Genomic DNA, 13,778 nt, shown 5'->3' on the forward strand with positions numbered 1-13,778 from the left:
TGTTCGGTATATTCTGGTGACATGCGACCGACCCTCAAGCGACGGATCGGGCTCGCGCTGGGTGGGCAGTTCGCTCACGCGTGCTATCAGGTGGTGGTCTTCCTGGTCGCGCCGGGGCTGTGGCCGGTGCTCGGCGGGATGGGCGTTCTCGCGGCCGCGGCGGGGTTCGCGTACGCCTACCGCGACATCGACCGGGCGCTCGACGAGCGAGCGAGCGAGCGCCGGGAACTGCAGACCGCGCTGACCGAGGCCGAGCGCGAGCGCGACGACCTCCGCTCGCGGCTGGACGACGCGGAGGCCGAACTGGTGGACCGCCGGGCGGGACCGGACGCCGGACCCACCGGGCCGGTCGTCGCGGCTCCGGACGGCGGTGTCCAGACCGCCGACGACGCCGCGCTGGCCGACTACGAGGGCAGCGTCCGAACGGCCGGGACGGCGCTGGGCGCGTTCGGCGACGGCGATCTGACCCAGCGGCTCGACGCCGACGACGACTCCGAGGCGCTCGCGGCCCTCGCGGCGGAGTTCAACGAGATGGCCGCGACCTTCGAGCAGACGTTCGAGGCGGCCGCCGGCTTCAGCGACGAGGTCGTCGGCTCCTCGGAGCAGGTGACGACCGCGACCCAGGCGGTGACCGACTCCAGCGAGAAGGTCGCCCAGCGCGTCGCCGAGATCGCCGACGTGTTCCACGATCAACACCAGCAGATCAGCGGGATCTCCGACGAGATGTCAGACATGTCGGCGACCGTCGAGGAGATCGCCGCCTCCTCCGACGAGGTCAAGGAGATGGCCGACCGGACCGAGCGCTCGACGGTCGAGGGGATCGAGGCCGGCCGCTCGGCGCGAGACACCATGGACGAGGCCCAGGACCAGATCGAGGGCGTCGTCGAGACGGTCACCGAACTCGACGAGCGGATGGACGAGGTCGGCCAGATCGTCGACCTCATCGACGACATCGCCGAGCAGACCAACATCCTCGCGCTGAACGCCTCGATCGAGGCGGCCCACGCCTCGGCGGGCGCGAACGACAACGGCTTCGGCGTCGTCGCCGACGAGGTCAAGAGCCTCGCCGAGGAGACCAAAGACGCCACCGACGAGATCGCGGGGCTCATCGGCGAGATCCAGGACCAGACCGACGAGACCGTCGAGGAGATCACCGACATGCAGTCGACCATCGACGAGGGCAAAGACACGGTCGGCGAGGGCCTGGACGCCCTCGAATCGATCCTCGAACACGTCCAGCAGACCGCCTCGGGCGTCACCGAGATCTCCAACGCCACCGACGACCAGGCCGCCTCCTCGGAGGAGGTCGCCGCCATCGCCGACGAGGCCGCCGAGACCAGCAAAGAGAACGTCGAGGTGGCCGAGGAGGTCGCCGCCATCGCCGAGGAGCAGAACCTCGCGCTCTCGGAGATGTACGTCAACGCGAAGATGCTCACGATGCGCGCCGAGCAGCTCTCGGCGCTGTTCGAGGGCTACGAGACCGAGTAGGGTCGAGCGCTCCCGGATCGGGTCGGGTCGGGTCGGGTCGGGTCGGGTCGGGTCGGGTCGGGTCGGGTCGGGTCGGGTCGGGTCGGGTCGGGTCGGGTCGGGTCGGGTCGGGTCGGGTCGGGTCGGGTCGGGTCGGGTCGGGTCGGGTCGGGTCGGGTCGGGTCGGGTCGGGTCGGGTCGGGTCGGGTCGGGTCGGGTCGGGTCGGGTCGGGTCGGGTCGGGTCGGGTCGGGTCGGGTCGGTCCCGGTCGCTGCGGTCCGTTTGCTCCCACCGCGCCGTTCGGCGCCGTCTCGCGACGCCTTTAACTCCCGCTGCCGAGCAGTACCGACCATGTCCCACACCGACGCGGTCCGCGAGCGACTCGACGCGTATCTCGCAGCGAACGGTCTGGAAGCCGTCTGGTTCGCCCGCCCGCCCTCGTTCGCGTGGCTGACCGGCGGGAACAACGTCGTCGACCGCGCCGCGGACGTCGGCGTCGCCGCCGCCGGCTACGACGGCGACGGCCTCACCGTCGTCACCGACAACATCGAAGCGAAGCGCCTCGTCGACGAGGAACTCCCCGCCGACGCGACCGTCGAGACCGTCGACTGGCACGAGGCGGACCTCCCCGAAGCCGTCGAACGGTACAGCCCGACGCCGGCGGCCGCCGACTTCGACGTGCCGGGCTTCGAGTCGGTCGACCCGACCGACCTGCGCCAGCCGCTGACCGACGCCGACGTCGAGCGGTTCCGCGCGCTCGGCGCGGACGCGGCCGAGGTCGTCGAGGGCGTCGTGCGCGAGGCCAGCGCCGACGACACCGAGCGCGAGGTCGGCGGGCGCCTGCGCGACCGGCTGTTCGCCCGCGGCATCGACTCGCCGGTGGTCCTCGTCGGGAGCGGCGAGCGTACCCGGAAGTACCGCCACTACACGACCCGTGACAACGAACTCGGCGACTACGCGCTGGTCTCCGTGACGGCGGTCCGCGACGGCCTCCACGCGAGTATCACCCGCTCGGTCGCTTTCGACGCGCCGGAGTGGCTCGACGAGCGCACCGAGGCCGCCATGCGCGTCGAGGCGAGCGCCCTCGCCGCCACGCAGCGGGTCGGGCGCGACGACGGTACCGCCGGCGACGTGTTCGACGGCATCGAAGACGCCTACGCCGCGGTCGGCTACGAGGGCGAGTGGCGCAACCACCATCAGGGCGGCGCCGCGGCCTACGCCGGCCGCGAGTGGTTCGGGACGCCCGACTCGGCGGCGTCGGTCCACCTGCCGATGACCTACGCCTACAACCCCACGGTCCAGGGCGCGAAAAGCGAGGACACCCACCTCGTCACCGACGACGGGATCGAACTGCTGACGGGCACCGGCGACTGGCCGACCGAGACCGTCGAACCCGTCGGCGACGGCCCCGCGATGGACCGCCACGCCGTCCTCCACCGCTGAACGCCGCGCCGTTCACTATCGCGACCCTCGCGCCCCTCCCGTTTTCGAGACGTTCACGCGCCGCTCGCGAGCGTCGCGAGTCGGAAAACGGCCCGAGCCCGATCAGTCGTCGTCGGCGACTGCGCCGGCCGCCGCCGTCTCGCCGGCCGTCACGCGATACGCGGGCTTTCGAACGATCTCCGTCCGGTGGCAGCGAGCGCAGACGTACTCCGTCAGCTTCGTCGTCTCGTCGTTGTGGCTCATGCGCTCGCCGCAGTTCGGGCACTCGGGCATTATATTCCTAATATGGTTCGGCATACTATAAATAGTTACGTTCCCGACTCTCGTCGGCGTGGATCGCGCGGTCGGCCCAGATGGACGGGCGTCGTCGGTCGGGGCAGTCGGGGTGGTCGGGGCAGTCAGGGCGGTCGGGGCGCCGTCGGCAGACGCGCGTCTGACTGAGCTTTACGTGTGATCTTTCGAAAGCAAGCCGTGGATGGCACGATTCACGATACAGTTGCCCGCCGGTCTCGCGGGCGACGGAACGGGCGCGGGCGAGCGGACTGTCACGGACGATCGGACGGGCGCGAACGGCGCGGCTCGCGGCGAGACGCGAACGGACGGCGGCGAGGTCGACGCGGCGACCCGCGGGTTCGTCTCCTGGGTCGAGTGCTGGGCCGACGCGTAGGTCGGCCGGCGATTCTCAGGCGTTGTCGACGAGGCGGCCGGCGATGCGCTGGGCGCCCAGCGACGGCGAGATGTCGGGGTGGTCGGCGGCGACGGCCTCGACCTCGCGGTCGAGTTCCTCGCTGACCCGCTTTTCGAACTCCTCGACGATGCCGGGGATGCAGGCCATGCCCCCGGTGAGGACGATGCGGTTGTCCAGCGCCAGCTGGTAGACCTTCATGTAGTCGTTGGCCAGTTCCGGGAGGAACGTGTTGCAGAACTCCTCGACGGCGTCGTCGAGGTACTCGTTGCAGGCGTCCATGACGCTGCGCTCGATGGTGAACTCGTGGGCGCCGCCGCCGGGCTGCTGGATGATGTCCGTGAACGGCTCGAACTCGTCGAAGTCGGCGTGTTCCTCCTTGTACTCCCGGGCGGTCTGGGTGTCGATGTTGACCCGGCCCTGGGTCTCCTCCTCGACGTAGTTGGCGATCATCCGGTCGACTTCGTTGCCGGTGACGGCGCCGGTCGTGAACGGCGCGAGCTGTTCGCCGCGGCGGTAGCCCGACGCCTCGAGGTTCGTCGACCCCATGTTGACGGCGACGAAGATATCCTCGATCGCTTCGAGGTCGTCGCCGCGGGCGGGGATGGCGCCACAGAGCGACTCGGGGTAGCTCTCGACCAGCGCCTGCCCGATGGACGACTCCTCGATGACCTCCTCTAGGTTCTCCAGGCCCTCGGGGTTGTCGATGGTCGGGATGGCGTAGACGACGCCGCTGTTCTCGGGCACGTCGTTGGCGTCGATGACCTCCTCGAAGAACGTCTTCGTCAGCTCCGCGCGCTCCTCGTCCTCGGGCAGACCCGACCGGAGCATGAACTGGACCTCGTCGGGGTACTCCGTGGCCGCCTCCTCGCCGTAGAGGACCCGTTCCTCGCCCGTGAGAGCGTCCTCGTAGGTCGCCAGACAGGTCAGCGTCCGGATCGTCTGGATCTCGCCGTCGTCGTCGGGATAGGCGATCACCGTGCGGGTACTGCCGAGTTTCACGCCGATGGGCACCGGCTCGTCGTCGCTCATGTCCCCGGCTTTACGGTCACCCCGGATAAATGTACCCCGTACATTATCGTTTCTGCGAACGTCGAACTCCTCGGAAATTAGGGACGGGCCGCCCGGAAATTAGCGGACAGGAGCCGTTCGGCATCCGTCCGCCCGAGACGAGCCGCGGCTCGAGCCGCGAGCCCGCCGCCCCGGGTTCGTCCGACCGCCGCTTCGGTACGTTTATGCCGAGGCGTTAGTAGGATTCTACCAACAGAGTTGTCGTGATGGACGCATACATATCGGGAGACCGGCGGAGGGGTCGCTGATGGTCGGGATGGACGACGTGGCCGACGCCGTCGTCGACCACCGGCGGCTGGTGGTCGTGACCCTGCTCGTGGTGATCGGCGCGGTCGGCGCCGGCGCGGCGCAGGTCGAGGACTCGGCGTCGCTGTCGCAGTTCGAGACGAGCTCCGACGAGGCCGAGAAGCTCGAGTACGTCGACTCGAACTTCGGGTCGAGCGGGAACACGACGACCGTCCAGGTGATCGTCCGCGAGGACAACGTCCTCGCCCGCGAGTCGCTGCTCGAACAGTTGCGCTTCGAGCGCGCGCTCGTCGAGGACGACTCGATCAACCGAACGCTCGACGGGTCACAGGCTCCGGCGGGGATCGCCAACGTCGTCGCGACCGCGGCGATCCGGGAGGGGCAGGCGGCGAACCTGACCGAGCGCGGCCGGGCGCTGGGGGCCGAGCGCCAGCGGCTCAACGAGACCGGCGCGCGGCTGAGCGACGCCCTCAACCGGACGCGAGGGCTGCAACGGGACTACGTCGCGCTCAACCGCTCGCACGCCGCCGGCGAGGTCGACGACGCGACCTACCGTCAGCGGTCGGCGGCCATCGAGCGGAACCTGACCGCCGTCCGGACCGACGCGACCGCGGGGCTGTCGGCCAACCAGAGCGAGACGTTCGGGAATCTCACCTCGCAGGCGCGGACGCTCCAGTCGCGGCTGGCCGCGCTGAACGCCTCCTACGAGCGGGGCGAGATCAACGAGTCGACCTATCGCCAGCGCTCCGGCGAGATCCAGGCGCAGTTCGGCGAGGTGTACGCCGGCATCGAACGCGTCCTCGCGCCGGACGCCCGCGCGCTGGAGGAGCGGGCCGCCGCCCTGCAGGCCGACCGGGCCGCGCTCCAGGAGCGCGCCGAGAACGGTTCGACGCCGCCGCTCGCCGACCAGATCGACCGGATCGAGTCGATGAACGCCTCGGCGGTCGAGGCGAGCGTCGAGCGGGTGCTGAGCGAGGGGAGCGGGACGCAGGCGTTCGCGCTGATGCCGACCAGCTACGACCTCGGCTCGACGAGCGCCGACGCGACGATGATCGTCGTCACGCAGACGACGGAGTCGGCGGTCGCCCAGGGGTCGGCGAGCGCGCGCCTCCAGAACAGCCAGACCGAGATTCAGGACGTCGCCCGTGACCGGCTGAGCGGCGACGCGATGGTCTTCGGCGCGGGCATCATCGCCGACGAGACCAACCGGTCGATGCAGGACAGCCTCACCGTCGTCGGTCCGTTCGCGATCCTATTCGTCCTCGTGGTGCTGACGGTCGCCTACCGGGACCTGCTGGACATCCTGCTGGGCGTCTTCGGGCTGGCGCTCACGTTGCTCCTGACGTTCGGCTACATGGGCTGGACGGGCGTGGCGTTCAACCAGCTGTTCGTCGCCATCCCGGTCCTGCTGATCGGGCTGTCGATCGACTACGCGATACACGTGTTCATGCGCCACCGGGAGGCACGCGAGGCGCGAAGCGCCTCGGACGGCCGAGCGGGGAGCGACGCGACCCGCGAGGCGCGCGGCACGGAGGGAGACGGGGGCGACCCCGCGGCGGTCGCGGGGTCGATGCGGACGGCGCTGGCCGGCGTCGGCACGGCGCTGGTGCTGGTGACCGCGACGACCGTGATCGGGTTCCTCTCGAATCTCACCAGCCCCGTCGGTCCGATCCGCGAGTTCGGGATCGTCAGCGCGGTCGGCATCGTCGGCGCGCTCGTCGTCTTCGGCGCGCTGATCCCGGCGATCAAGGTCGAGGTCGACGCCGTCCTCGAAGGCCGCGGGTTCGACCGACGCAAGCGGGCGTTCGGTACCGGCGGCGGGGCGTTCGGCCGCCTGCTCGAAGCCGGCGCGACGGCGGCCGACCGGGCGCCGTGGGCGGTCATTCTCGCCACGCTGCTGATCAGCGCCGGCGGTGCCTACGGCGCGACCGAGGTCGACACCTCCTTCGCGCAGACGGACTTCATCGCCGAGGAGCCGCCCGAGTGGATGGATAACCTACCCGAGGAGATGCGACCCGGCGAGTACTCGATGCGGGCGACCTTCGAGTACGTCAACGACAACTTCCTGCGGGAGGACGCGACCGCGGAGTTCCTCTTCGAGGGCGAGGTGGCGACCGGCGACGCCCTCCAGCGGGTGAACCGGACCGGTGAACTCGCCGCCGAGAAGGGGGTGACCGTCGAGCTCTCGAACGGCGAGGCGGACGTGCGGAGCCCGCTGACGGTCATGCGGTCGGTCGCGGCGACCAACGAGACGTTCAACGCGACGCTGGCCGCCAGCGACACCGACGGCGACGGCGTCCCCGACCGCGACGTGGCGGGCGTCTTCGACGCCCTGTACGAGACGGCGCCCGACCAGGCCCGCCAGTACGTCCAGCGCGAGGACGGCGAGTACGAGGCCCTGCTGCTCACGGCGTCGCTGCGCGGCGGCGCCTCGGGGTCGGCGGTCACGACCCAGATGGACGCCGTCGAGTCGGCCGTCTCCGGCGGCGACGTGACCGTCACCGCGACCGGTCGGCCGATCGTCAACGAGATCGTCCAGTCGGACCTGCTCACCACCGTCGTCGAGAGCCTGATCATCACGCTCGTCGTCTCGTTCGTCTTCCTGATGGTCGTCTATCGCGTCGCGGAGGGGTCGGCGACGCTCGGGCTCGTGACGCTGTTGCCGGTCGTCTTCAACGTCTCGTGGATCCTCGGGACGATGTACCTGCTGGAGATCCCCTTCAACGTGTTGACGGGGATGATCACGAGCCTGACCATCGGCCTCGGGGTGGCCTACTCGATCCACCTCAGCGAGCGGTTCAGTCTCGAACTGGATCGACGGGAGTCGGGCAGCGAGGCGATGCATACCGCCGTCACCGGCACCGGCGGTGCGCTGCTGGGGTCGGCGGCGACGACCGTCGGCGGCTTCGGCGTCCTCGTGTTCGCCATCCTGCCGCCGCTCCAGCAGTTCGGCTTCATCACCGGGCTCACGATCGTCTACGCGTTCCTCGCGAGCGTGTTCGTCCTCCCGAGCCTGCTCGCGGTGTGGAGCCGCCACTTCGGGCCCGCCGGCGCGTTCGACGCCGACGGCACCGGTGACGACGGGTCCGACGGCGGCGCGCCGACGGCGGACCCGATCGCCGGCGGCGCGGACGGTCGGTCCCCGGCGGTCGACGAACCCGCGGGGGCCGCCGATGGTGTCTCGTCGGGCGTCGGTTCGGCGGGATCGTCGGGTGCGGCGACCGCCGCGACCCCGACGGCCGGCGCGCGGACGAACGGCGACGCGGTGCCGTACGCCACCCGATCCGTCGAACCGACTCGCGTCTATCCCGGCGGGACCGCGCGCGTGACGGTCGCGCTCCCGTCGGCTTCGGGCCGGGTCGTCCTCCGCGAGACGCCGTCGGTCGGGTCGGTTTCGATCGACCGCGTCTCGCCCGAACCCGTCGAGCGGGTCGCCGCCGACGGGCGGGTGTACGCCGTCTGGGAGCTCGACGCCGAGGACGGCGAGCGAGCGGAACTCGAGTACACGCTCGCGGTCCCGGCGGGGCTGGCCGACGGCGAGACCGTCGCGTTCGACGGCGAGTTGCTCCTGCCGGACCACGCCGTGCCGGTCGCCGGCCCGGACGCGGCACCGGTCACGACGGACGTGGCCGGGGCCGTCATCGCCGACGGTCCCGTCGACGAGCGCGGCATCGCGGACGCGGGTCGGCACCTCGCGGCCGGACGGCTGTCGCCCGAGGCGTTCGAGCGCGTCACCCACGCGTGGCTCGACGAGCACGCCAGCGACGCGCCGACCGGCGAGTCGCCCCCGGGCGCGAACGGCTCGGGCGCGAACGGCTCGGGCGCGAGCGACTCGCGTGGGGACGCCCGCGCCGACGAGCGGCGGACGGAGGGGGACGATGACTGACGACGGCGAGGCCGAGGCGGTCGAGGCGCTCCAGCGGCTCGGGCTCTCGAAGTACGAGGCGGGGGTGTTCGTCGCCCTCGAACGGCTCGGGACCGGGACCGCCCGCGACGTGGACCGGATGACCGACGTGCCCCGCTCGCAGGTGTACGGCGCCGCCGAGAACCTCGAAGAGCGCGGCCTCGTCGAGGTCCAGCAGTCCAACCCGATCCAGTACCGCGCGGTCCCGCTGGCGGAGGCCCGCGAGACGCTCGCCGAGCGCTTCGAGCGCGAGCAGGACCGCGCGTTCGAGTACCTCGAGGCGGCCAGGCGGGGCGCCGACCACGAGGACGAACACCAGGAGGGCGTCTGGACCGTTCACGGCCGCGACAACGTCTCCTCGCGGGTCCGGCAGATCGTCGCCGACGCCGAGGAGAGCGTCCTCTACGCGGGCGGGACGGACCTGCTCGACGACGAGGTCGCCGCGGCCCTGCGCGAGCGGGCCGAGGAGGTCGACGTGTGGGTCTGCAGCGCGCACGTCGACGACCCGGAACTCGCCGAGGCGTTCGCCGATTCGGCGGTCACGCTCGCGCCGTTCCCGGACGACCCGACCGACGACGCCGCCGGGCGGCTGCTCGCCGTCGACGGCCACACGATCCTGCTCAGCGTCCTCGGCGGCGAGGAACTGCCGGGCGTCCGCAAGGAGACCGCCATCTGGAGCGCCGACACCGGGATCGCGACGGTCCTGCTGGAGCTGTTGCGAAGTCACGTCGTCGACGACATCGACGCAGAACTGTAGCGCCGGTCACCCCCGCGACCGGTGTGGTTCGAGCCCGTGGGCGGTGCGATTCGGTCTCCGCGGCCGGTCTACTGCATCCCGGTGAGCTTGGCGACGTAGACGAGACTGAGCATGTGGTCGTCCACGTCGAGGTCGTTGCCGTCGTTCGACCCGCTCTCGTCGATCCCCAGGAGGTAGTCGTTGAGCTGGCCGGCCACGTCCTCGGTGATCCAGTCGATCGACTCGTAGTAGCTCAGCGCGTCGGCGGCGCCCTTGTAGCCGGCGTGCATCAGCAGGAACTCCAGCCACTCGAAGACGACGAACTCGGCGGCGTACGTGTCGGGCACGGCCCGCAGATACGGCTTTTCGAGGTCCTCGGAGCCGCCGACCAGCGGGAGGAGTTCGCGGTAGAGCCCCGCGCGGAACGAGTCACCGGCGGACATGCTCGCGTCGCCCACGTCGTCGAGGGGCCCCCACTCCGCCTCGCTCGGGTCGTCCGGCCGCGGGTCCTCCGGTCGGCCGTCGCTCGGTCGCGGGTCCTCGGCGTCGAGGTCGTCGCGCTTGCGCGCCATCTCGCGCAGCTCGTTTAAGTCGTAGTCCCGGGGGTTGATCGTCATCGATACTGAGTCTATTCCGCCCCGTCCTGATAAATCTTGCACACGGTCAGACGCCCGTCTGACGGCGTCTCGGCCGTGTTCGGTCCGCTCGCCGCCCGTCGCGGGCTGGCGATCTCGGAACGGCATCGGTCGCCGGCGGCCCGGCGGCCGGTCGCCGTCGACCGATTTCAACGTTTGATATCCCGGCGCGTAATTTTATACGCCGGTAGGGCCGACTCCGGGACAACGTGGCGAGAAGCACCGGATCGGCGCGCATCTGCGTGACCAACGCGAAGGGCGGGACCGGCAAGACGACCGTCGCGATCAACGTCGCGGGGGCACTCTCAGAGCGCGGTCGCGACGTGCTGTTCGTCGACCTGGACCCGCAGGGTAACGCGACCGAGGGGCTCGGCCTGCTCGAGGAGTACGACGCGGCGCCGCCGACGCTGTTCGACGTGCTGACCGACGGCGACCAGCGCGACCGGATGGGCGAGCTGGTGGTCGAGCACCCCGAGATGGACGTGGTCCCGAGCAACATCGACATGCTCCAGGCCGAGCGCGAGCTGACCATCGCGGATCTGGTGGCCCGCGCGACCGAGGGCGACGCGGACATCGACCCGGCGGCGCTGTCGGCGCTGGCGGTCAACGTCACGCCCGACACGGTCGCGGGCGGCCACGCGCTGGACACGCTCGACGACGCGCTCGCGGCCGTCGAGGACGACTACGACTACGTCGTCGTCGACTCGCCGCCGTTCTACGGCAAACTGACCGACACCGGCATCTACGCGACCCGGAACATCCTCGTTCCGGCGCTGACGGAGGCCACCTCCGAGCGGGCCATCGAGCTGCTCATCGACCAGATGACCGCGCTGGAGGGCCAGACGGGCATCGCCGTCGACACGCTCGGCGTCGTGGCGAATCGGGTCGAGACCACGGGCGAGGACGAGACGATGCTGGAGTGGTTCGAGGCGGTCTTCTCCGACGACGCCGTCTGGGAGGTCCGCAAGCGCGTGGCGCTCCAGCGGGCGTTCTCGGCGGGCGAGTCGATCTTCGCCTACGACCCGTCGGTCGACATGGCCGACGTGTTCCTCGATATCGCGGCGGATCTGGACCGGCAGTTCGACTACGCGGAGGTAACAGCATGACCGACGACGACGAACGCATGGACCGGGCCCGCCGCATCCGCGAGATGCGCGAGGGATCCCGGCCGGACGACGAGGCACAGGACGACGACCGAACCGACGCGGACGACGACTCCGCCGACGCGACGGCCGACGAATCGGCGGCCGCCGAGCCCGACGAGGTGCCGGAAGGCGACGCCGGGTCCGACGAGGTGCCGGAAGGCGACGCCGGGTCCGACGAGGTGCCGGAAGGCGACGCCGAGTCCGGCGAACCGGCGGTCGACGAACCGGGCGAGCCGGACGGAGCGGCGGAGACGGAGGCCGACGGCGGCCCCGACGCGACCGACGACGGCGGCGACTCGACCGAGGGAGGCGCCGACCCCGCGGCGGACGACGAGCCGTCCGAGACCGGACCGTCCGCCGACGAGGCCGCCGAGGCCGTGGCGAACCTGGACATCGACGAGGAAGCGGTCGGCGGTGGCGGCGGCGACGACGGCGACGGCACTATCCACATCCCCGGCGCCGACGTGGGCGACGTGGACGTCGACGTGGCAGAGATGGCCCGTCAGGCCGGCCTGAGCTCCGGCGGCTCGGCGTCGGGAGACGGCGAACCGGCCGACGGCACCGAGGCCGCCGAGATGGGCATCGGCGCGGCGGGCCGGGCGGCGGCGGAACAGGAGACGGGCGAGGAGACCCGCGTGCTGGAGTTCGCGCTGGGCGACGAGCAGTACTGTCTCGACATCGAGTACGTCGAGGAGATCGTCAAGCGCGAGACGGTCACGCGCGTGCCGAACACGCCCGACTGCGTCGAGGGCGTCGTCGACCTGCGCGGGCAGATCACGACCATCCTCGATCCGAAGGTCCTGCTCGACATCGACCAGGCGGGGAGCAAGGACCTCATCGTCGTCTTCGACCCCGAGGCGTTCGACGACCAGGGCGCCGTCGGCTGGGTCGTCGACGACGTGAACCAGGTGACGCCGATCACCGAGGAGGAGGTCAACGACTCGCCCGTCGACCAGGACCACATCAACGGCGTCGTCGACCGCGACGGCGATTTCGTCATCTGGACGACCCCCGAACTCGACCTCGACGAAGTGGCCGGGTAGCCCCCGACCGGATACCCTCGTGGCCGTCGCCGGCACCACGCTTACGGCCGCGGCGGCCGATTCCCGCGCATGGTCGACGACCACCGCGGAAACGCAGTCAGGGACCGGATCGTGGCGGACGAGGTCGCGCTGGGCGTCCTCGACAACACGTACAGTCCGACGCTCGTCGAGTTCTACGGCGAACTCGGGATGGACTTCGTCTGGCTCGACTTCGAACACGGCGGCCCGAGCCCCTGGGACGCGACCGCGATGGAGGACCTGCTGCGAGCGGCCGAGTGTACCGGAACGGAAGTCCTCGCGCGGGTGCCGACCACCGAGCCCGCGCTGGTCCGGAAGACGCTGGACGCCGGCGTCCGGAACCTCTTCCTCTCGCGGGTCGGCGGCGTCGACGAAGTGGAGCGAGCCGCGCGAGCGGCCCGTTTCGAGTACGACGGCGAACCGGGCGACCGCGGGCTCGCCAACCCCCGGGCCCGCCGCTGGGGACAGGCCGACGACTACGTCGCGACGGAGGACGAGGAGGTCTTCTTCGGCGTGACCGTCGAGAACCGCGAGGCCGTCGAGGTGATCGACGATATCGTCGCCGTCCCCGAGCTCGACTTCGTCTTCGCCGGTCCGCTCGACCTGTCAGTGTCGCTGGGTCACCCCGGCGAACTCGACCACCCCGAGGTCCGGGAAGGGATCGAGACGATCCGCTCGACCGCGGTCGAGTCGGACGTGGCACTGGGCGGGCTCGGCTTCGGGACCGAGGACGTGAACGAGAAGGCCGCCAACGGCTACCAGTTGCTCCACGTCGGGAGCACGACCGGCGCGGTGCAGTCGGCGGTCGAGGGGTGGCTGGACGGGTTCGAGGGCCGGGAGGCGTGAGCGAAGCGAGCGCCTCCGGACGGCGAGCGGGGAGGCACGACCCGCGAACAGCGAGGGCCCAACGGAGTGAGCGTCTCCGATAGCCGAGCGCAGCGACTGACGCCGGTCAGTCCGGGACCGTCCGGTGGGTCCGAGACCGGCGCGCTCAGTCCGGGTCGTAGGCGTCGTCGAACGCGCGGGCGGCGTCGAGCAGGTCGCTGTCGGCGGCGACGCGATACTGCGGTTCGGTCTCGTCGTCGCCTTCGTCGTCGGCCCGGACGAGCAGCCCAAGGTCGACGAACTCGTCGAGCAGGCCGTTCAGGTACAGCGTCTTCAGCGGGACGCCGGACCGCTCGGAGAGGTCCGAGCGCGTGTACGCCCGCTCGGCGTTGAGTTCGGTGAGCGTCCCGAGGAGGTTCGCGGCGCCGTCGCTCGTGGCGACGAACGCCCAGCCGCCGTCGGGCTGTCCGTCCGACCCGTCCGACGGGTCCGTGTCCAACATGGCGCGGTCTATGCGAGAGGGCCGCATAAAACCGCCCGTCTCGACAATTACCGCGCGG

12 protein-coding genes are annotated in these 13,778 nt (G+C 70.9%); 8 read left to right on the forward strand and 4 right to left on the reverse strand.

The window, feature by feature from the left end; genetic code table 11:
* The first annotated feature begins 21 nt into the window (after positions 1-21).
* Positions 22-1,488, forward strand: a complete 1,467-nt coding sequence (locus HZS55_RS10325) for a methyl-accepting chemotaxis protein (RefSeq protein WP_179911593.1) — start codon at positions 22-24, stop codon at positions 1,486-1,488.
* Positions 1,489-1,818: 330 nt separating this feature from the next.
* On the forward strand, positions 1,819-2,910 hold the full coding sequence (locus tag HZS55_RS10330; RefSeq protein WP_179911594.1) for a M24 family metallopeptidase: 1,092 nt from the start codon (positions 1,819-1,821) through the stop codon (positions 2,908-2,910).
* A gap of 102 nt (positions 2,911-3,012) precedes the next feature.
* Here the strand turns inward: HZS55_RS10330 and HZS55_RS10335 are convergent, their stop codons facing one another.
* A complete protein-coding gene (locus HZS55_RS10335; RefSeq protein WP_179911595.1) occupies positions 3,013-3,183 on the reverse strand; it encodes a hypothetical protein in 171 nt (56 codons plus the stop codon).
* Between the two features lie 202 nt (positions 3,184-3,385).
* Between HZS55_RS10335 and HZS55_RS10340 the strand changes: the two genes are divergently transcribed.
* Entirely contained in the window at positions 3,386-3,577 is a 192-nt protein-coding gene (locus HZS55_RS10340; RefSeq protein ID WP_179911596.1) for a hypothetical protein, read from the forward strand.
* Between the two features lie 15 nt (positions 3,578-3,592).
* On the opposite strand, the gene HZS55_RS10345 is transcribed toward HZS55_RS10340, so the two are convergent.
* Entirely contained in the window at positions 3,593-4,627 is a 1,035-nt protein-coding gene (locus HZS55_RS10345; protein WP_179911597.1) for an acetate and sugar kinases/Hsc70/actin family protein, read from the reverse strand.
* Positions 4,628-4,913: 286 nt separating this feature from the next.
* Here HZS55_RS10345 and HZS55_RS10350 point away from each other — a divergent pair, with 286 nt between their 5' ends.
* Together HZS55_RS10350 and HZS55_RS10355 are read left to right on the forward strand one after the other, a co-directional pair.
* Positions 4,914-8,798 (forward strand): MMPL family transporter, encoded by a 3,885-nt coding sequence (locus HZS55_RS10350; RefSeq protein WP_179911598.1) that lies wholly within the window; start codon positions 4,914-4,916, stop codon positions 8,796-8,798.
* Positions 8,791-9,573, forward strand: a complete 783-nt coding sequence (locus HZS55_RS10355; protein ID WP_179911599.1) for a TrmB family transcriptional regulator — start codon at positions 8,791-8,793, stop codon at positions 9,571-9,573. The genes HZS55_RS10350 and HZS55_RS10355 overlap by 8 nt, the downstream gene beginning before the upstream one ends.
* Before the next feature lie 68 nt (positions 9,574-9,641).
* Here the strand turns inward: HZS55_RS10355 and HZS55_RS10360 are convergent, their stop codons facing one another.
* The gene (locus HZS55_RS10360) at positions 9,642-10,169 is read right to left on the reverse strand and encodes a FlaD/FlaE family flagellar protein (RefSeq protein WP_179911600.1); all 528 of its coding nucleotides are present in this window, start codon (positions 10,167-10,169) and stop codon (positions 9,642-9,644) included.
* Positions 10,170-10,396: 227 nt separating this feature from the next.
* On the opposite strand from HZS55_RS10360, the gene HZS55_RS10365 reads away from it, so the two are divergent.
* The 3 genes from HZS55_RS10365 to HZS55_RS10375 all read left to right on the forward strand — a co-directional run bounded on the left by HZS55_RS10365 (position 10,397) and on the right by HZS55_RS10375 (position 13,239).
* On the forward strand, positions 10,397-11,293 hold the full coding sequence (locus tag HZS55_RS10365) for a ParA family protein (RefSeq protein WP_179911601.1): 897 nt from the start codon (positions 10,397-10,399) through the stop codon (positions 11,291-11,293).
* Positions 11,290-12,375 carry a chemotaxis protein CheW gene (locus tag HZS55_RS10370; RefSeq protein ID WP_179911602.1) on the forward strand — a complete coding sequence of 362 codons (1,086 nt, stop codon included), beginning with the start codon at positions 11,290-11,292 and terminating at the stop codon, positions 12,373-12,375. The genes HZS55_RS10365 and HZS55_RS10370 overlap by 4 nt, the downstream gene beginning before the upstream one ends.
* Before the next feature lie 69 nt (positions 12,376-12,444).
* The gene (locus HZS55_RS10375; protein WP_179911603.1) at positions 12,445-13,239 is read left to right on the forward strand and encodes an HpcH/HpaI aldolase family protein; all 795 of its coding nucleotides are present in this window, start codon (positions 12,445-12,447) and stop codon (positions 13,237-13,239) included.
* Positions 13,240-13,384: 145 nt separating this feature from the next.
* Here HZS55_RS10375 and HZS55_RS10380 read toward each other — a convergent pair whose 3' ends face one another.
* Complete coding sequence (locus HZS55_RS10380) at positions 13,385-13,720, reverse strand: hypothetical protein (protein WP_179911604.1); 336 nt, start codon at positions 13,718-13,720, stop codon at positions 13,385-13,387.
* Between the last annotated feature and the right edge of the window lie 58 nt (positions 13,721-13,778).

It is taken from the genome of Halosimplex rubrum (assembly GCF_013415885.1).
GTDB lineage: Archaea > Halobacteriota > Halobacteria > Halobacteriales > Haloarculaceae > Halosimplex > Halosimplex rubrum.

Coding starts and splice junctions, on each gene's coding strand:
- HZS55_RS10360 (WP_179911600.1), bottom strand. CDS start 10,169: ATGACGATCAACCCCCGGGACTACGACTTAAACGAGCTGCGCGAGATG.
- HZS55_RS10355 (WP_179911599.1), top strand. CDS start 8,791: ATGACTGACGACGGCGAGGCCGAGGCGGTCGAGGCGCTCCAGCGGCTC.
- HZS55_RS10340 (WP_179911596.1), top strand. CDS start 3,386: ATGGCACGATTCACGATACAGTTGCCCGCCGGTCTCGCGGGCGACGGA.
- HZS55_RS10350 (WP_179911598.1), top strand. CDS start 4,914: ATGGTCGGGATGGACGACGTGGCCGACGCCGTCGTCGACCACCGGCGG.
- HZS55_RS10375 (WP_179911603.1), top strand. CDS start 12,445: ATGGTCGACGACCACCGCGGAAACGCAGTCAGGGACCGGATCGTGGCG.
- HZS55_RS10370 (WP_179911602.1), top strand. CDS start 11,290: ATGACCGACGACGACGAACGCATGGACCGGGCCCGCCGCATCCGCGAG.
- HZS55_RS10335 (WP_179911595.1), bottom strand. CDS start 3,183: ATGCCCGAGTGCCCGAACTGCGGCGAGCGCATGAGCCACAACGACGAG.
- HZS55_RS10380 (WP_179911604.1), bottom strand. CDS start 13,720: ATGTTGGACACGGACCCGTCGGACGGGTCGGACGGACAGCCCGACGGC.
- HZS55_RS10345 (WP_179911597.1), bottom strand. CDS start 4,627: ATGAGCGACGACGAGCCGGTGCCCATCGGCGTGAAACTCGGCAGTACC.
- HZS55_RS10325 (WP_179911593.1), top strand. CDS start 22: ATGCGACCGACCCTCAAGCGACGGATCGGGCTCGCGCTGGGTGGGCAG.
- HZS55_RS10330 (WP_179911594.1), top strand. CDS start 1,819: ATGTCCCACACCGACGCGGTCCGCGAGCGACTCGACGCGTATCTCGCA.